At 65.2% G+C, this 17,862-nt stretch carries 18 protein-coding genes; 17 read left to right on the plus strand and 1 reads right to left on the minus strand.

Annotated features, from left to right (window positions below):
• Window positions 1-5 precede the first annotated feature (5 nt).
• The 10 genes from VGK27_03640 (at window position 6) to VGK27_03685 (ending at window position 8,086) form a co-directional block, all read left to right on the plus strand.
• The gene (locus tag VGK27_03640) at window positions 6-788 is read left to right on the plus strand and encodes a ParA family protein (GenBank protein ID HEY3489201.1); all 783 of its coding nucleotides are present in this window, start codon (window positions 6-8) and stop codon (window positions 786-788) included.
• A complete protein-coding gene (locus VGK27_03645; GenBank protein ID HEY3489202.1) occupies window positions 764-1,642 on the plus strand; it encodes a ParB/RepB/Spo0J family partition protein in 879 nt (292 codons plus the stop codon). The genes VGK27_03640 and VGK27_03645 overlap by 25 nt, the downstream gene beginning before the upstream one ends.
• Window positions 1,643-1,750: 108 nt before the next feature.
• Window positions 1,751-1,960 carry a hypothetical protein gene (locus tag VGK27_03650; protein ID HEY3489203.1) on the plus strand — a complete coding sequence of 70 codons (210 nt, stop codon included), beginning with the start codon at window positions 1,751-1,753 and terminating at the stop codon, window positions 1,958-1,960.
• A gap of 228 nt (window positions 1,961-2,188) precedes the next feature.
• Window positions 2,189-2,644, plus strand: coding sequence for an ATP synthase F0 subunit B (locus tag VGK27_03655; GenBank protein ID HEY3489204.1), 456 nt, complete (start codon window positions 2,189-2,191; stop codon window positions 2,642-2,644).
• Entirely contained in the window at window positions 2,641-3,213 is a 573-nt protein-coding gene (locus tag VGK27_03660; GenBank protein HEY3489205.1) for an ATP synthase F0 subunit B, read from the plus strand. Before VGK27_03655 ends, VGK27_03660 begins: the two co-directional genes overlap by 4 nt.
• The gene (gene atpH / locus VGK27_03665) at window positions 3,210-3,752 is read left to right on the plus strand and encodes an ATP synthase F1 subunit delta (protein HEY3489206.1); all 543 of its coding nucleotides are present in this window, start codon (window positions 3,210-3,212) and stop codon (window positions 3,750-3,752) included. Before VGK27_03660 ends, atpH begins: the two co-directional genes overlap by 4 nt.
• A 10-nt stretch (window positions 3,753-3,762) precedes the next feature.
• On the plus strand, window positions 3,763-5,271 hold the full coding sequence (gene atpA, locus VGK27_03670; protein ID HEY3489207.1) for a F0F1 ATP synthase subunit alpha: 1,509 nt from the start codon (window positions 3,763-3,765) through the stop codon (window positions 5,269-5,271).
• Between the two features lie 31 nt (window positions 5,272-5,302).
• A complete protein-coding gene (atpG, locus tag VGK27_03675; GenBank protein HEY3489208.1) occupies window positions 5,303-6,178 on the plus strand; it encodes an ATP synthase F1 subunit gamma in 876 nt (291 codons plus the stop codon).
• Window positions 6,179-6,250: 72 nt separating this feature from the next.
• Window positions 6,251-7,660, plus strand: a complete 1,410-nt coding sequence (gene atpD / locus VGK27_03680) for a F0F1 ATP synthase subunit beta (protein HEY3489209.1) — start codon at window positions 6,251-6,253, stop codon at window positions 7,658-7,660.
• A gap of 24 nt (window positions 7,661-7,684) precedes the next feature.
• Complete coding sequence (locus VGK27_03685) at window positions 7,685-8,086, plus strand: F0F1 ATP synthase subunit epsilon (protein ID HEY3489210.1); 402 nt, start codon at window positions 7,685-7,687, stop codon at window positions 8,084-8,086.
• A 68-nt stretch (window positions 8,087-8,154) separates the two neighbouring features.
• On the opposite strand, the gene VGK27_03690 is transcribed toward VGK27_03685, so the two are convergent.
• On the minus strand, window positions 8,155-8,691 hold the full coding sequence (locus tag VGK27_03690) for a hypothetical protein (GenBank protein ID HEY3489211.1): 537 nt from the start codon (window positions 8,689-8,691) through the stop codon (window positions 8,155-8,157).
• Window positions 8,692-8,784: 93 nt separating this feature from the next.
• Here VGK27_03690 and glmU point away from each other — a divergent pair, with 93 nt between their 5' ends.
• The 7 genes from glmU to VGK27_03725 all read left to right on the plus strand — a co-directional run bounded on the left by glmU (window position 8,785) and on the right by VGK27_03725 (window position 17,839).
• Window positions 8,785-10,218: a bifunctional UDP-N-acetylglucosamine diphosphorylase/glucosamine-1-phosphate N-acetyltransferase GlmU gene (gene glmU, locus VGK27_03695; protein HEY3489212.1), complete on the plus strand. Its 1,434-nt coding sequence runs from the start codon at window positions 8,785-8,787 to the stop codon at window positions 10,216-10,218.
• A 4-nt stretch (window positions 10,219-10,222) separates the two neighbouring features.
• Complete coding sequence (gene glmS, locus VGK27_03700) at window positions 10,223-12,052, plus strand: glutamine--fructose-6-phosphate transaminase (isomerizing) (GenBank protein ID HEY3489213.1); 1,830 nt, start codon at window positions 10,223-10,225, stop codon at window positions 12,050-12,052.
• 119 nt (window positions 12,053-12,171) lie between these two features.
• Window positions 12,172-12,930 carry a hypothetical protein gene (locus VGK27_03705; protein HEY3489214.1) on the plus strand — a complete coding sequence of 253 codons (759 nt, stop codon included), beginning with the start codon at window positions 12,172-12,174 and terminating at the stop codon, window positions 12,928-12,930.
• A gap of 11 nt (window positions 12,931-12,941) precedes the next feature.
• Window positions 12,942-13,682 carry a hypothetical protein gene (locus VGK27_03710; GenBank protein HEY3489215.1) on the plus strand — a complete coding sequence of 247 codons (741 nt, stop codon included), beginning with the start codon at window positions 12,942-12,944 and terminating at the stop codon, window positions 13,680-13,682.
• A 35-nt stretch (window positions 13,683-13,717) separates the two neighbouring features.
• Window positions 13,718-15,187, plus strand: coding sequence for a hypothetical protein (locus tag VGK27_03715; protein ID HEY3489216.1), 1,470 nt, complete (start codon window positions 13,718-13,720; stop codon window positions 15,185-15,187).
• 10 nt (window positions 15,188-15,197) lie between these two features.
• On the plus strand, window positions 15,198-15,530 hold the full coding sequence (locus VGK27_03720; GenBank protein HEY3489217.1) for a hypothetical protein: 333 nt from the start codon (window positions 15,198-15,200) through the stop codon (window positions 15,528-15,530).
• Between the two features lie 11 nt (window positions 15,531-15,541).
• Window positions 15,542-17,839 (plus strand): UvrD-helicase domain-containing protein, encoded by a 2,298-nt coding sequence (locus tag VGK27_03725; GenBank protein ID HEY3489218.1) that lies wholly within the window; start codon window positions 15,542-15,544, stop codon window positions 17,837-17,839.
• Window positions 17,840-17,862: the final 23 nt, after the last annotated feature.

Raw genomic sequence — 17,862 nt, forward strand, 5'->3', positions numbered from 1 at the left:
GAAAATTGACGCGCATCATCGCCATCGCGAACCAAAAGGGGGGGGTCGGCAAGACGACGACCGCGGTCAACCTCGCCGCATCGCTCGCCGTGATGGAAAAGCCGGTGCTGCTGGTCGATATGGACCCGCAGGCCAACGCGACGTCCGGGGTCGGCGGTTCCCCCGAAGCCGACGATACGTGCAACATCTATCGCGTCCTGGTCGGCGACATCCCGATGTCCGAGGCCGTCCGCGGGACCGAGCTTCCGACGCTGCACGTCTCGCCCGCCGGCTCCGACCTGATCGGCGCCGAGATCGAGCTGGTGATGATGGCGGGGCGCGAATACCGGCTGCGGGAAGCGCTCTTGTCGGTGGCCGACCGGTACGAGACGATCATTATCGACTGCCCCCCGTCGCTGGGATTGCTGACGGTCAACGCTCTTTGCGCCGCGGGGTCGGTCCTGGTCCCGCTGCAGTGCGAATATTACGCCCTCGAAGGGCTGACCAAGCTCTACGGCACGATCGGCAAGGTGCGCGAGGCGCTCAACCCCTCCCTGTCGATCGAAGGCGTGGTCCTGACGATGTTCGACGGTCGGACGAACCTGGCGAACGAAGTGGTCAGCGAGGCACGCGAAAACCTGAATCTTCAAGTATTTCAGACAGTTATCCCCAGAAACGTTCGCCTGTCCGAGGCGCCTTCCCACGGGAAGCCCGCGCTGCTCTACGCGATCAGCTCCCGCGGCGCGCAGAGCTACCTGGAACTGGCGAGAGAGATGGTCAGCCGATGGAACGCAAGCCCGAACTCGTAAAGAAAAAGGCCTTGGGCAAGGGGCTTTCCGCCCTGCTGCCCGCGGGGCCGTCCCCGGCCGCGTCCGCTTCCGCGGATGCCGGCTTCCAGCGCATCCCGGTCGACCGGATCCGCCCGAACCCGTTCCAGCCGAGAAAGACGTTTTCGGGCGACGAGCTGCACGACCTGGTCGAGTCGATCCGCGAGAAGGGGGTCCTTCAGCCGATCCTCGTGCGCCCGGTCGGGCAGGGCTTCGAACTCGTTGCTGGCGAGCGCAGGTTGCGCGCCGCCCAGGCGGCAGGGCTCGACGTCATTCCGTCCGTCGTGCGGAAGATGACCGACCGCGAGTCGCTCGAGGCCGCGGTGATCGAGAACCTGCAGCGCGACGACCTCAATGCCATCGAGCTGGGCGAGGCGTACCACCGGCTGATGCACGATTTCTCGATGACACAGGAAGACGTCGCGCGTCGGGTCGGGAAGGAACGCGCGACCGTCGCCAACACGATGCGGCTCCTCAAGCTGCCGGCCGATGTCAAGCAGGCCGTCGTCGAAGGGACCCTGTCGGCCGGCCACGCCCGGGCGCTGCTCGGCGCGCCGCCCGAGCGGATCCCCGCCCTTTTCCTTGCCACTGTAGGCAAGGGGCTCTCGGTGCGTGAGGTCGAGCGCCTCTGCCAAGAGACGCCGAAGCGCAAGACGACCCGGCAAAAGGAGGGCAGCGCCGACGTCCACGTGCGCGATCTCGAGGTCCGTCTGTCACGGCTCGGGGGCACGAAAGTGCGCATCGTGGGAGACGCGCGCAAGGGGCACTTCGAGGTGTCGTACTACTCCGAGGGCGAATTCGAACGCCTTTGCCAGATGCTTTTCGGCGGACGTTGATCAAAAAAAATGATTGCATCCCATTTGGGGTGTGATATATTTCGACGAATTAGATACCACTGCGATTATCCGGTAACGGATAAATTCTCGTGAAAGGAGTGAACCCCAATGCGTAAGTACCTCGCCCTGTTCTTCATGCTTCTTCTTGCGGCGTCGATCGGTCTTTCCGCCTGCGCCAAGAAGGAAGAGGCCCCTGCGGCCCCGCCCGCTCCGGCGGCTGAGCCTGCGGCTCCGGCTGCCCCTGCGGCACCGGCCGACAACGCGGCGCCTGCGGCTCCGGGTGCGCCCGCTGCCCCGGCTGAAGCTCCCAAGCAGTAATTTCGGGACCCAGTCGGAAAAGCTTCATCGGCCTTGCCCGTTTGCGGGCATGCCGGTTCCAAACGAGAAGGGCAGGTGGATTTCCACCTGCCCTTTTTGCTTCCCCCGGCCGCACGCCGGGAAGGTTTTCCCCCTTGACATCCGGGGCTTTTGCATGGTATCAATCTTTCGTTTAACTTTCGCCATTACTTGCCTGCTTCAAGCAACCCTCAGGGGGGGAAAGGGTTCATGGAACTCGTCGCGAAAATTTTCGAAACGCTCGAGATCAACCAGCTGGCGCTCGTGCAGTTCGGCCTGGTGGTCGTCCTCGCGTTCGTCCTTTCCGCTACCTTGATCAAGCCGATCCTCGCCGTGTTCCAGGAACGCGACAACCGCACCGTCAAGCCGGTCGACGAGGCGAAGAAGATGCTGGCCGCCGCCGAGGCCGCCAACGTCACTTACATCGATTCGCTGCGCAAGACGTCGATCGAAGCGCTTGCCCGCAAGCGCCGCGCGATGGACGAGGCCGCCAAGAGCGAGCGAAAGACGCTCGAGGGCGTTTTCGAAGAATCCAACAAGAAGATCGAAGCGATGAAGGCCGGGATCGCCGTCGAGAAGGAAGCCGCCGCCAAGGTGCTTCGCTCCGACGTCGCGCGTCTTTCGGTCGAGATCGCCGAAAAAGTGCTCGGGAGACAGATGGCGTGAAAAAGATTCTCTCCCTCATCGTGTTCCTCGCGACGACTTCCCCCGTCTGGGCTGAAGATGCGGCCGGCGGCCATCACGCCGCGGGCATCCCGTGGGACGTAATCGTCAAGCAGGCCGTCAACTTCGCCATTCTGGCGATCGTCCTCGTCTACTTCCTTCGCAAGCCGCTGTCCTCGTTCCTTAAAGAGCGCACCGAGCTGCTCAAGAAAGCGATCGACGAAGCGGCGCTGGCGCGCACCGAGGCCGCCCGCAAGCTGGCCGACATCGAGGCGAAGGTTTCCGCCTTGCCGTCCGAGATTGCGGCGATCGACCAGCGGATGGACGCCGAGGGCGCCGACGAGGCGAAAAAGATCCGCGAGGCCGGCGCGGCCGAAGCCGCCCGCATCCTGGCGCAGGCCGAGCAGACCGCGTCCCAGGAAGTGATGAAGGCGCGCGCAGAGCTGCGGCAGGTCGCGGCTCTCGAGGTCGCCCGCGCCGCCGAAGAGATCGTCACGAAGTCGATGACGCCCCGGGACCAGGAACGGCTGGTCCAGGAAAACATTGAGAAGATACGGGAGATCGTCCGGTGATCGGTGGAAGCCTGGCAAGGCGGTACGCCCGCGCGCTGCTCGACATCGGGCAGGAAGAGAAGCAGCTCCGGAAGATCCTGGTCGAGGTCGAGTCGTTCTCGGGGCTGTTGTCCGGCACGCCCGAAGTCCACGATATGCTGTTCGCGGCGCACGTCAACCGCCGCGACAAGGCTGCGTGGCTCGAGGGTGCGGTCACGAAGCTCGGCTTCCTCCCCACGACGAAGAACTTCCTTCTGCTGCTCGTCGACAAGGATCGGATGGATGTCCTTCCCCAGATACTCGTCGAACTGCGCCGCATGGTCGAGGAGCTCGAGGGCATCGAGCGCGTCGAGGTGACCGCCCCGGCGGCGCTGTCCTCCGCGCAGCGCGATCAGCTTTGCACTGCGATCGCAGCGAAGACCGGAAAGAAGATCGAGCTCGAAGAAAAGATCGATCCTGCGGTGCTGGGTGGCATGGTCGTGAAGGTGGGCTCCACCGTTTACGACGGCAGCGTCCGCACGCAGATCCACCAGATCCGGGAAAATCTACAAAAGGGGTGAGTCCAGCGCCATGAGCATCCGCGCCGAAGAAATCACGGAAATTCTCAAGAGCCAAATCAAGGGGTACGAGAAGCGGATCGACGTCGCCGAAACGGGCGTTGTCCTTTCCGTCGGCGACGGCATCGCGCGCGTCCATGGCCTCGAAAAGGCGATGGCCGGGGAGCTTCTCGAGTTCCCGCACGACGTCAGCGGCATGGTGCTCAACCTCGAGGAAGACAACGTCGGCGTCGCCCTCCTGGGCGACGACCATTACATCAAGGAAGGCGACACGGTTCGCCGGACCGGCCGCATCGTCGAAGTGCCCTGCGGCGAGGCGCTCGTCGGCCGCGTCGTCAACGCGCTCGGCCAGCCGATCGACGGCAAGGGCCCGATCGTCTCGAAGGACACCCGCCGCGTCGAGATCAAGGCGCCCGGCATCGTCCAGCGCCAGCCGGTCAAGGAGCCGATGCAGACCGGTCTCAAGGCCATCGACGGCATGATCCCGATCGGCCGCGGCCAGCGCGAGCTCATCATCGGCGATCGCCAGACCGGCAAGACCGCCGTCGCGCTCGACACCATCATCAACCAGAAGGGCAACGGCGTCATCTGCGTCTACGTGGCGATCGGCCAGAAGCGCTCCACCGTGGCGCAGGTCGTCGAGAAGCTCCGCCAGTACGGCGCGATGGACTACACCATCGTCGTCGCCGCCACGGCGTCCGAGTCGGCTCCGCTCCAGTTCCTTGCCCCCTACACCGGCGCCACGCTGGGCGAGTTCTTCCGCGATAGCGGCCGCCACGCCCTCTGCGTCTACGACGACCTTTCCAAGCACGCCGTCGCCTACCGGCAGCTCTCGCTGCTGCTGCGCCGCCCGCCGGGCCGCGAGGCGTTCCCCGGCGACGTCTTCTATCTTCACTCGCGCCTGCTCGAACGCGCGGCCAAGCTTTCCGACGAGCTGGGCGGCGGGTCGCTGACCGCGCTCCCGATCATCGAGACGCAGGCCGGCGACGTTTCGGCCTACATTCCGACCAACGTCATCTCGATCACCGACGGCCAGATCTATCTCGAAGCCGACCTCTTCTACTCGGGCGTCCGTCCCGCGGTCAACGTCGGCCTCTCGGTTTCGCGCGTCGGCGGCAACGCCCAGATCAAGGCGATGAAGCAGGTCGCCGGCAAGCTGCGCCTCGAGCTCGCCCAGTACCGCGAGATGGCCGCGTTCGCGCAGTTCGGCTCCGACCTCGACAAGTCAACCCAGATGCAGCTCGCGCGCGGCGCCCGGCTGGTCGAGATCCTCAAACAGAACCAGTACCAGCCGCAGCCGGTCGAGGTGCAGGTCGTCACGATCTTTGCCGCCACCAACGGTTACGTCGACGAGGTCGATATCCTCAGCGTGGGCCGGTACGAGGCCGAGATGACCGCCTTCATGAAAGACAAGCACGGCAAGGTGCTCGATTTGCTCCGCGAGAAGAAGCAGATCGACGACACCGTCAAGTCGGCGCTGACCGCGGCGCTCGACGAATTCAAGGGCGTCTTCCAGGCATAACGGATCGTAACGAAAAGGGGCGACACGTAAAATGGCGAACCTTCGCGCGATCCGCAAGCGGATCAGCAGCGTCAAGAGCACCCAGCAGATCACCAAGGCGATGAAGATGGTGGCCGCCGCGAAATTGCGGCGTTCCCAGGACGCCATCACCGCGGCGAGGCCCTATGCGCAAAAGCTGCGCGAGGTGGTCGAGTCGCTGGCGGGGAAAGCCGGTCCGGAGGCGCACCCGCTGCTGGCGGCCCGCGAGGTCAAGAAGCTCGCGTTGCTCGTGATCACTTCCGACCGCGGCCTTTGCGGCGGGTTCAACTCGGCGCTTCTGCGCACCGTCCATCGTTTCCTGCGCGAGCACGAGGGCAATTACGAGCAGGTCTGCGTGTTCGCGGTCGGCCGCAAGGGGCGCGATTTCTTCCGCCGGCGCGAAGTCGGCATTACCAAGGAATACGTCAACGTGCTCGGCGCCCTGTCTTATTTCAACGCCGAGACGATGTCGCACGACCTGATCGACGGCTTCAATGCGGGGCAGTTCGACGAGGTGCAGATCGCCTTCAACGAGTTCCGGTCGGCGATCTCCCAGACGCCGCGGTTCGAGAAACTGTTCCCCATCTCGGTCGACGCAGGGACCGGCCCGGTCGAAGGCGAGGCCGACATCGACTTCATCTACGAACCGGGGCAAAACGAGATCCTGGCGAAACTGCTCCCCAAGTACGTCGAGATGCAGATCTTCCGGTCGCTGCTCGAATCGGTTGCCGGCGAGCACGGCGCCCGGATGAGCGCGATGGATTCCGCGACGCGCAACGCCAAGGAGATGATCTCGAGCCTGACGCTCCAGATGAACCGCGCGCGCCAGGCGACCATCACCAAGGAGCTTTCCGAGATCGTCAGCGGGGCCGAGTCGCTCAAGGGATAGTCGCTCCGGCGTCAAGGCCCGCGTCGAAAACAATTACGATTCGCACTGTCTTTTCAAGGAGGCGAGGAAGATATGAACAAGGGGAAGATCGTCCAGGTCATCGGGCCCGTGCTTGACATCCGCTTCGAGGCGGGGGAATTGCCCGCACTCTACAACGCGGTCAAGATCAGCAACCCGAGCATCGACGACAAGGAAGGCAACCTCGTGGTCGAGGTCGCGCAGCACCTGGGCGACAACGTCGTGCGCTGCATCGCGATGGACACGAGCGACGGCCTCGTCCGCGGCATGGACGCGATCGACACCGGCGAGTCGATCAGCATCCCCGTCGGCCCCGAGACGCTGGGCCGCATCATGAACGTCATCGGTCTCCCGGTCGACGAGGCTGGCCCGATCACCTCCAAGGTGCGCTACCCGATTCACCGCCCCGCCCCCGCCTTCGAAGACCAGTCCACCAAGGTCGAGATCCTCGAGACCGGCATCAAGGTCGTCGACCTGCTCGCCCCCTACTCCAAGGGCGGCAAGATCGGCCTGTTCGGCGGCGCCGGCGTCGGCAAGACCGTCGTCATCATGGAGCTCATCCACAACATCGCGACCGAGCACGGCGGCTACTCGGTGTTCGGCGGCGTCGGCGAGCGCACCCGCGAGGGGAACGACCTCTGGCTCGAAATGAAGGAGTCGGGCGTCCTCGAGAAGGCGTGCCTGGTCTACGGCCAGATGAACGAACCGCCGGGCGCCCGCGCCCGCGTCGCCCTCACCGCCCTCACCGCGGCCGAATATTTCCGCGACGAGGAAGGGCAGGACGTTCTTCTCTTCATCGACAACATCTTCCGCTTCACCCAGGCCGGTTCCGAAGTGTCGGCGCTCCTCGGCCGCATTCCCTCGGCGGTCGGCTACCAGCCGACCCTGTCGACCGAGATGGGCGAGCTCCAGGAACGCATCACCTCGACCAACAAGGGCTCGATCACCTCGGTGCAGGCCATCTACGTGCCCGCCGACGACTTGACCGACCCGGCACCGGCGACGGCGTTCTCGCACCTTGACGCCACGACCGTTCTTTCGCGCCAGATCTCCGAGCTCGGCATCTACCCCGCAGTCGACCCGCTCGACTCCACGTCGCGCATCCTGTCGCCGCTCGTCCTGGGCGAGGAGCACTATGCGGTCGCCCGGTCGGTCCAGAAGGTGCTCCAGCGCTACAAGGATCTCCAGGACATCATCGCGATCCTCGGCATGGACGAGCTCTCCGAAGACGACAAGATCCTCGTCTCCCGGGCCCGCAAGGTCCAGCGCTTCCTGTCGCAGCCGTTCTTCGTCGCCGAGCAGTTCACGGGTATCCCCGGCAAGTACGTCCGCCTCGAAGACACGATCCGTTCGTTCAAGGAAGTCGTCGAAGGCAAGCACGACGAGCTTCCCGAGCAGGCGTTCTACATGGTCGGCGCCATCGAGGAAGCGATCGAGAAGGGCAAGAAGCTGCTCGCGGTCTAACCGAGACCAGGGGATAACTAAACGATGGCATCCACGATTCAATTAGAGCTGGTCACCCCCGAACGCCTCCTCGTCTCGGAAGCGGTCGACGAGGTCATCGCTCCGGGTTTCCTGGGCGAGTTCGGCGTGCTTCCCGAGCACACCTTCTACCTGACCATCCTGTCCATCGGGGTGATGTGCTACCGGATCGGGGGGGAGACCTTCAAGATCGCGCTCGGCGGCGGCTTCGCCGAGGTTACGCCGGAGCGGGTGGTCGTCATGGCCGACGTCGCCGAACGGGCCGAAGAGATCGACATCGATCGCGCCCGAAAGGCATTCGAGCGTGCCGAGGCCGTGGTTAAAGAACTGTCTCTCGACGACCGGACCTACCAGAAGGCCTATGCCGCGCTCCAGCGCGCCATGGTCCGGATGGCGGCGGCAGACTAGACCCGATAAAAGAACTCGGAACTCGGGACGATCCACCGCCTCCCCGGCCATGCGCCGGGGGGGCGGTCTTATTTGAGGACGGCCCGGATCTTGGGCTTGCCGTCCTCGACCGCGATCCTGAACTCGATTTTCTTGCCGCCGGCGCGGGCTGCGATGTCTCGGGCGCGGGCCATCAGCGCCTCCTTCATGGCCGCGAGGTCGCCGTCGCCTCCCACCGGCAGCCCGCAGGCGACGCGCGCCTCGGCCAACCGCTGGGCCGCCGCGTCGAGCTGCGCCGCGTCGATCGGATCCTCGGCCGGGGGCGCGGGCCGGGTCAGGCGTCCCTTGGCATCGCGGGACAGGCGCCCTTCTTCCATGTCCCGGACGGTTCGGCCCCAGTGGTTTCCGAACGAGTAATACCGGGCCTGGATCGCGTTGAAGCGGAACTGTTCCTGGGTCTGGGTGAACGTTCGCTGTCCCATCTTGCGCAGCGTCGTCTCGAGCGCCGTCCGTTCGCGCACCGGCTCGGACTTCCGGCCGCCGGAAAAGAAAAGCTCGTACTGGTGCTGCAGCCCGTCGAGATCCTGTTCGAGGCGGTCCAGCGCGCTTTTCATCTCATCGGCCAAGACGGTTCCTTTCGCCATGCAAACCGGATAGACTAAGACGTCCGCCCCCGGCGCGGGGCCTCCATTCTAGCATCCGGAAAGGGAACTTTGTCGATGGACAGCGTCGGTGTCGTGGTACTCGCAGCAGGACTCGGCAAAAGAATGAAGTCGGCGCTCCCGAAGGTGGCGCACGTCGTCGCCGGCCGCTCGATGGCCTGGCGCGTAGCGAACGCGGCCCGGTCCGCGGGCGTCGCCGAGATCGTTTTCGTCCTGGGCCACGGCCGCGACAAGCTGCTCGAGGCCGCCGCCGCGTTCGGGGCGAAGATCGCGATCCAGGACCGCCAGTCGGGCACCGGAGATGCGGCCCGCTGCGGGCTGGCCGAGCTGTCGCCGAAGATCAGGGACGTCGTGGTGCTGTGCGGCGACGCGGTCATGATGCGGCCCGCGACGATCAAGGCGCTGGTGGCCGCCCGCCGCAAGCGGAAGGCCGCGGCGTCCGTGCTGACCGGCATGCTGCCCGATCCGGCCGGGTACGGGCGCATCGTCCGGGACCGCTCGGGAAACGTCTCCCGGATCGTCGAGGAACGCGACGCGACGCCCGACATCAAGAAAATCACCGAGGTCAACTCGGGCAGCTACGCCTTCGATCGGGCGTTCCTGTCGCGCAGCCTCCCGCGCTTGAACGACGTCAACGCCCAGCGCGAATACTACCTGACCGACACCGTGATCCAGGCGCTCGAGGAAGGGCGGGTCGTGGTTCCCATCGCGGCGTCCGATCCCGACGAGGTGCGGGGGATCAATTCGCGCCGCGAGCTGGCCGAGGTCGGCGCGCTTCTCGTCAGGAAGAAGACGGAGGCGCTGATGGACGCAGGCGTCACGTTGGTCGATCCACGACGCGTCTGGATCGAGCCCGAGGTCAAGATCGGCGCCGACTGCGTCATCGAGTCTCCCGTGACGATCGCCGGCGACACGAGGATCGGGAAAAACGTGCGCATCCAGATGGGCTGCGTCATCGAGGACAGCATCGTGGGGGACAACGTCCACCTCCGCCCCTACTCGATCCTGACCGGCGCCCGGGTCGAAAAGGGCGCGATCATCGGCCCCTTCGCGCACCTGCGCCCCGAGGCCGACATCGGCGAAGGCGCCCACGTCGGTAATTTCGTCGAGGTGAAGAAGAGCCGGATCGGCGCGGGATCCAAGGCGAATCACCTGGCCTACATCGGTGACGCCACGATCGGGAAGAAGGCGAACATCGGCGCCGGGACGATCACCTGCAACTACGACGGCCTCGCCAAGCACAAGACGTTCATCGGCGATGGCGTCTTCATCGGCAGCGATACCCAGCTGGTCGCGCCGGTCAAGGTTGGCAAGGGCGCGCTGGTGGCGGCCGGAACGACGGTCACAAAGGATGTGCCGCCGTTCGCGCTGGCGCTGTCGCGGGCGCCTCAGAAAAACATCGAGGGCTGGGTCGCGAAAAAGAAACCCGAGCTTCTGGCGAAGTCGGGCCTCAAGGCGCCGAAGTTCCCCAAGGCCGGAAAAGGAGAATAAGCGCATGTGCGGCATCGTCGGATATGTGGGGCGCAGGCCCTGCGTCGACCTGCTGGTCGAAGGGTTGCGGAAGCTCGAATACCGGGGGTACGACTCGGCGGGCGTCGCGATCCAGAACGGGACATCGATCGCGGTCCGCAAGAGCCAGGGGAAGATCGACCAGCTCGCGCAAAAGATCGCCGAGGAGCCGGTCACGGGCACGTGCGGCATCGGGCACACCCGGTGGGCGACCCACGGCCGCCCTTCCTACGTCAACGCCCATCCGCAGCAGGCCGGCCGGGTCGTGGTCGTCCATAACGGCATCGTCGAGAACCACCGCACGCTCAAGGAAAAGATGATGGCGCGCGGGCGCGTCTTCACCTCCGAGACCGACACCGAAGTGATCGCCCACCTGCTCGACGAATTCGTCTCCGAGGGGATGCGGCTCGAGATCGCCGTCCGCCGGACCGTCGCCTTGCTGCAGGGCTCCTACGCCTTTCTCGCCATTTCCGAGACCGATCCCGGCACGATCGCCGGGGCGCGGCTCAATTGTCCCATGGCCGTCGGGATCGGGGAGGGCGAGACGTTCTTTGCCTCGGACCTCCCGCCGATCCTGGGGCACACGCGGGAAGTGGTCTATCTCGAGGACGGCGAGATTGTCGTCGCCGATGCGTTCGGCGTCCGGATCACCGATTTCGCGGGCGTGGCGCACGACCGGAAGCCCGAGCACATCGACTGGTCCCCGGTCATGGCCGAGAAGGGCGGTTTCCGCCACTTCATGCTCAAGGAGATCCACGACCAGCCGCGCGCGATCATCGACACGCTGACGGGCCGCATGCTGCCCGAGTCCGGCGAGATCTTCTTCGAGACGCTGCCCCTTTCCCCCGAGACGCTGGCGTCGCTCAAGCGCGTGGTCATCATCGCCTGCGGGACATCGTGGCACGCGGGGCTCGTCGGCAAGTTCATGATCGAGACGCTCGTCCGGATGCCGGTCGAGGTCGACCTGGGCTCTGAGTACCGCTACCGCGACCCGGTCGTCGAGCCCGGGACGCTGTGCATCGCGATCTCGCAGTCGGGCGAGACGGCCGACACGCTGGCGGGGATGCGCGAGGCGAAGTCGCGCGGCGCCGTCACGGTGTCCATCTGCAACGTCGTCTCCTCGACGATCGCCCGCGAGGCCGATGGCGTGGTCTACACGCATGCAGGCCCGGAGATCGGCGTCGCCTCCACCAAGGCGTTCACGACGCAGCTTGTCGCGCTCTACCTGCTGGCGCTCAATCTTGCCCAGGTGCGCCGGACGCTGACCCCGGCGCAGATCTCCGACCACTTGCTCGAACTGACCGAGCTGGCTCCCCGGCTGGAGGGGGTGCTCCGCCAGGAGCGGGCCGTGGCGCGGATCGCGAAGAAATACAAGGACGCCTCCGACTTTTTGTTCCTGGGACGCGGCATCTCCTGGCCCATCGCGCTCGAAGGCGCCCTGAAGCTCAAGGAGATCTCCTACGTCCACGCCGAGGGGTACGCGGCGGGCGAGATGAAGCACGGGCCGATCGCGCTGATCGACGAGCGGATGCCGGTCGTGGTGCTCTGCTCCCAGGGGGAGTCGTACGAGAAGACGATGTCCAACCTCGAGGAGGCGCGCACGCGCGGCGGCCGGGTGATCGCGATCGGCACCCAGGGCGACGTCGAGCTGCCCGAGAAAGCCGAGGACTGCATCCTGCTCCCGCCGGTCGGCCGGATGTCCCGCCCGATCCTGGAGGTGGTGCCGCTCCAGTTGCTGGCGTATCACATGGCGGTGCTCAAAGGTACCGACGTCGATCAGCCACGTAACCTGGCCAAGAGCGTCACGGTGGAATAAGCCGCCACCTTGAAGGTATCCCGCAAATCCCGTATCATTCGTACGATGGGCTGCGTTCGCGCAGAACCCCGTCCGGATGCTGTCGCGAAGACTTCCAGCGCCATCCCCAGGAGAAAAGGATGAAGTTCTTTTCCGGAATGTCGGTTGCGGCGCTGTTGCTCCTCGGCAGCCTCGCCACCTACGCGGGCCCGATCGGGTCGATCGACGTGACCTCGCCGGGAGCGTCCGAATACCGGGTCGACATGGGCGGCGGCTATTTCCACCAAGGCCGCAGGCTCCGGACGACGGGCGCCGGGAAATTCGACCTGACCCGGAACGAGGTCTACGGCACGCTTCAATACACAGGATACGACTGGTCGATCGGGGCACGCCTCGGCGGGGCGAGTTTCGACGAGAAAAGTTCCGAGCCGGCATCCGTTGGCAGCGACCGCACGTTCGGCTTTCAGCCGATGGTCGGCCTGATCGCCAAGGGACTCATCACAAGCGATTCGTCCGGCGATTTCGCTATCGGCGCCACGCTCCAGGCCACGAGTTACCAGACCAAAGCCTACCAGAACTACTTCAACGCCGGATTGGCGATCACCGCCCAGCAGCGTTGGGGCGGGATTGCCACCATCTACGGCGGGCCCTTCTTCTCCATGGGTGGTGGACGCCGCAAGGGGGGCGTGATCGACAACAACACCGGAATTCCCCGGATCGATTACGCCAAGGAGACGCCGGTCGGCGGGATCTGCGCCGGGTTCAATTTCGCGCTCCCCAAGGCGATGTCGTTCGGGGTCGAAGGCCAGTACATGGGCATCGGCGGCGGCAAGGGAATCGCGACGGGGCTTTCCGACTGGGGGGTGGGCGCCATGCTGCGGCTCCCCCTGGTCTATTGAGCGGAGGATCGATGAAACAGATCGCAGCGGTCGCAATCCTCCTGCTGGCGCTTCTTTCGGGCGGTGCGGCCCACGCCATCGGTCCGCTCGGGACGCTTCCCCCCAAGACCGAAGAGTTGGGGAGCCTCTCGCTGTCAGGCGGGTACATCCTCGGTGAAACCCGCCTGCTCCCGAAAAAACCCGATTATGTGCCGATCAAGGCCAGGCAGAATCACTATTATGTCCAGGCGGCCCAGGAATCGTTCGGGTGGGAGTGGGCCCTCCGCCTCGGAATGGCCGATTTCGGCGACGGCAAGCAGTTCGAGGCCGGGTACAGGCCGTTCGGCGGCATCGGGCTCAAGGGGAACCTGGCCGGCGACCGGTTTTCCGAGCGGGGGCTGCTGGCTTCTTTCCGTGCCGACGTCTACACAGGCTATCGGACGAAGGGCGTGACCGTGGCGCCGGGTCTCGTCGCCGACGTCCATATCAGGGACCTCTGGGATGTCGAGGGGGGGCTGATCGGTTACCAGCGCACGGGCCGGCTGACGGTCTACGGCGGACCGTTCCTGCGATATGTCGAAGCCAAGATGTATCGCGCAACGTCGGTCCCGATCGGCACCCAGATGACCGAAGACAGTTACTACAAGCTGAAGAACAACCTCGGCTTGGCCGGCGGCGTGTCGTGGGCGTTGGGCGACACGCGGCTCGGATTCGAAGCGGGCGCATCGAGCGGCAGCTATTCGGCCGCCTTCGATGCGGCGATCGGTTTCTGACAAACCAGATGGGTCCCGGAAGTCTTGGGGGGTCGATGAAGGCAAGCAGGTTCGACAGATATCCGGTGGTGCTTTGTCTTGCCTTGCTGTCGTTATTGGCGGCTTGCGGTGGGGGCGATAACGGCGGCCTGTTCGACGGCCTCAACTCCGACACGAAAACCATCTACGCCTACAGTTATGCGGATAACACCCATTACCCGACTACCATCAACAAGGTCGGCGAAGGGGCGCACTGCTATCTTTACGTTGAGGCCGGCCGGACGATCGACAATTCGACGCGCAATGAGCTCATTACCGGGTTCGACAACCTGATCTATCCGAGGGTCACGTCTTTTTTTGGATCGGAGCCCAATCCCGGCGCAGACGGAGATCCGAAGATCTACATCGTTCTGCTTCACATTCCGCAATCACCGACCTCGCCGACGGGTGTGGGGGGATATTTCGATCCGGTCAACGAATATCCACGGCGCGGGACCAATCCTTTCTCCCCGATTTCAAACCAGAAAGAGATGTACTTCGCGGACATCGACGACGTGAGGCAGGATATTCCATACGCTCTGCGCACCATGGCGCATGAGTTCCAGCACATGATCCACTGGGAACAGAAGGATCACTTGGCGCTGGGTCTCACGGGCAGCGACGATATCTGGCTCAATGAAGCGATGTCCGTGGCTGCCGAGATCTACTGCTACGGGATATATCCTCCCCGTATTTCAATTTACGCGAACAGCACAGGGAATGCGTTGACGCTCTGGAGCCCCCAGACCGACCGGCGTGATTATGCCAAAGTCGCCATGTGGACCCAGTACATCATCGACCGGGTGTCCTTTGCCGAGGTTCCGGACAATAACGTTTTCCGCAAGGCGCTCCATTCCACTCTGGTCGGGCAGGCTTCCATCGACAACGCGCTGATCGGGACGGGCAAGACGTTCGTCGACGTGTTCGTCGACTGGACGATCGCCAACACGATTTCGGGGATCAACCCGGTTCTATCAGTGGCAGGCCATCCTGAATGGAGCTACCGGTGGAGTCACTATCAGGGGAATGCGGCATCGTTGTCCAATCTTGGGAATATTTTCTGGGCGGACAACGTAACCTTCGCTCCTCTCCCCCGCTGGAGTTCGACTTATGCGCTTTACACCCCGCTCGGCGGCGCGGCCGGAGGGAGCGTGACATGGGTTCCCTCTGCGACCCAGACCTCGGCAACACTAATCGACATGGGCAGGGGAGTATTGGTCCCTCTTGTTCCGAATACTCAGTACGACTATCTGGGGGAAGCGTTTCTGTGCATCCGCAATGCATCGGTTCTGGACACCATCGGGATCGTCGGGGACAACGTCGTTTCCGCGGCTCCGGCCGCCGGATCGTTGTCTCGTTCGCGTTCCGTCGGGAGGGCGATTCCCATGGATGTTCCCCCCCCTCCTCCGGGGAGCGGTTGCGGGACGCTTCAGCTTCTCGAAAACGAACGGCGATTGCGCACCCCCGGAATCCGGGTCGATTTCTAGGCCGATCCGCATGCGGGCCGGGAGCGGCGCAGCCGCGCTGGTTTTCGTCCTGGCGGTATCCCTGTCCTCCGGTTCCGGAGCGATGTCGGTTCGGCGCTCCAGGCCGATGAAGACGGTCACCGGCACCGTGCGCGTGGTCGGTAACGAGCCGTTTCCGAGGACGGTGGTCACCGTGTTCCACGATGGCGTCCCCGCCGACTGCCTCGTCCAGGGACCGCTGGAAAGCGTTTTGCGCGACCGCCACCAGGGCCGGGTGGTCGTCGTCGAAGGCACTTCTTGCTCCACCGTTCCGCCCGGCTTCGCAGACTGCATCGTCCCCACGAAAATCCTCCCGGCGGATTAACAGGACAACCTTTGCAACCCCGTCTTTTCCCGGCGTCCTCCGATGGCGCCGCCGAGATCCTTTCCGGCCTCGACCCCGATCAGCGCCGCGCCGTCACGCACCCCTCCGGCCCGATCCTGCTGGTCGCCGGCGCCGGCTCCGGCAAGACGCGCGCGATCGTGGCGCGTATTGCCCGTCTCCTGCACGAGGGGGTTCCGCCGCGGTCGATCGTCGGCATCACCTTCACCAACCGGGCGGCCGAGGAGATGCGCGAGCGCGTCGCGAAGCTGTTCCCCGGGCGGAAGGAGCTGCCGTGGCTCGGCACCTTCCACGCCTACGGCGCTCTTCTGCTCCGCCGCTACGGCAGCCGCATCGGCCTCTCGCCCGGCTTCCTCATCTACGACGCGCGCGACCAGGGCGATGTGCTCAAGGGCATCCTGAAAGAGCAGAACATCGACGAGAAGAAGTTCCCGGCCCGGAAGTTCGCCGACCTGATCGAGCGCGCCAAGCGGGGGGGCAAGTCGATCGAGGACGCGGCGCTCGAGGCGGGTTGGCTCTTCGTGGGCAAGGCCGAGGACGTCGCGAAGGCGTACGACGCGGCGCTGACGGCGGCGGGGGCGATCGACTTCACCGACCTGATCCGGCTGCCGGTCCGGCTGTTCCGCGAGGCGCCCGAGGTGCTCGAGACGGTGCGGCGCGACACTCGCCACCTGCTGGTCGACGAGTTCCAGGACGTCGACGGGCTCCAGGCGACGCTGACGAAGATGCTGGCGACCGGTGCCGATTCCTTCTGCGCGGTTGGCGACGAGGACCAGTCGATCTACGGCTGGCGCGGCGGCTCGGCCGGCCCCATGCTGTCCTTCGAGCGCGATTACCCCGGGGCGACGATCGTCCACCTGGCGACGAACTACCGGACCGTGTCGTCGATCCTGTCGGCCGCCGGCGCGGTGATCGCGAAGAACAGCTCCCGCCGCGACAAGCGGATCGTGGCGGCCCGGGAGGGGGGCGATCCGCCCGTCGTCCGCATCTACAACGACAGCGATACCGAGGCGCGCGAAGTGGCGATGGCCATCTCGACCGAGATCCACCGCGGGACGGCGCCTTCCGACATCGCCGTCTTCTACCGGATCAACAGCCAGTCTCGGGCGTTCGAGGATGCGCTGCGCCAGCGCGATGTGAAATACGTGCTGCGCGGGGCGCTGTCGTTCTACGACCGGGCCGTCGTGCGCGACGCGGTTGCCTGGCTCAAGTGGGTACTGCATCCGGACGATCTCGTCTCCCTTCGGCGGCTGCTGAAAAGCCCCCGGCGCGGCGTCGGCGAGGCGAAGCTTTCGGCTGCGGCCGAAGGCGCGCGCCGCGAGGGCGTCCCGGTGTCCGCGATGCTCGCGGGCGTCCCCCAGTTGACCTCGCTATTCCAGCTCCGGATGTCCTGGCTCGGGGCGCTGCCGGAACGGACGACGGGCGAAGCGCTGCGGTCGCTTCTCGACGAGGGGGGCTACCTCAGCTGGCTCCGGGATGCGGGCGGAAGTGCTACGTCGAAGGAGCGGGAAGACGACCTCGCCAACATCGGAGAGCTGCTCCGGATGGCCGAAGCCTTCGAGGGCACGGGGGAGGAGGGCGTCACGGCGTTCCTCGAAACGGTCTCCCTGTCCCCGCGCGACATGAACGCCGAAGAAGGCGAGGCGGTCCGGCTGATGACGCTCCACAACGCCAAGGGGCTCGAGTTTCCCGTGATCTTCCTGGTCGGGGTCGAGGAGGGGCTGCTGCCCCATTCCCGGTCGGCCGACTCCGAGGACGACATCGAGGAGGAGCGGCGGCTGTTCTACGTGGGGCTGACGCGGGCGCGCGAACGGGCGACGCTTTCCTTCGTGCGACGCCGGAACCTGTTCGGATCATGGAAGGACGCGATCCCTTCCCGGTTCCTCTCGGAGATCCCTCCGGCGATGCTGCGCTGGGAAGACGAGACCTCGAACGAGGCCGAAAACGAACGGGTGCGCTTTTCTTCAGGAAGGCCGTATCCGACAGGCGCGCGCGTCGAGACGATGAGCAGCTACATCTCGACCCGGTCGTACCCGCCGACGCCGGCGACCCGGGCCGGCCGACCGGCGACGGTCGTGCGCAGGCCGGTCGAGCGCGAAAGCTCGCCGTTCGGGGAGAAGCGCGCCCCGGATGCGAACTGGCCGAAGCGGGTGCTGCACCCGGTGTTTGGGGAGGGGCGTGTCGAGTCGAGCGAAGGGGAGGGGCCGGATCAGAAGCTGATCGTCCGCTTCCAGGTATACGGGCTCAAGAAATTGCTGGTGCGCGCCGCGAAGATGGAACTGTTTTACTGACGCCGCGGCGGGTCAGGCCGGGT

This window comes from Candidatus Deferrimicrobiaceae bacterium (assembly GCA_036504035.1).
In the GTDB taxonomy this organism is placed as follows: Bacteria; Desulfobacterota; Deferrimicrobia; order Deferrimicrobiales; family Deferrimicrobiaceae; genus JANXPS01.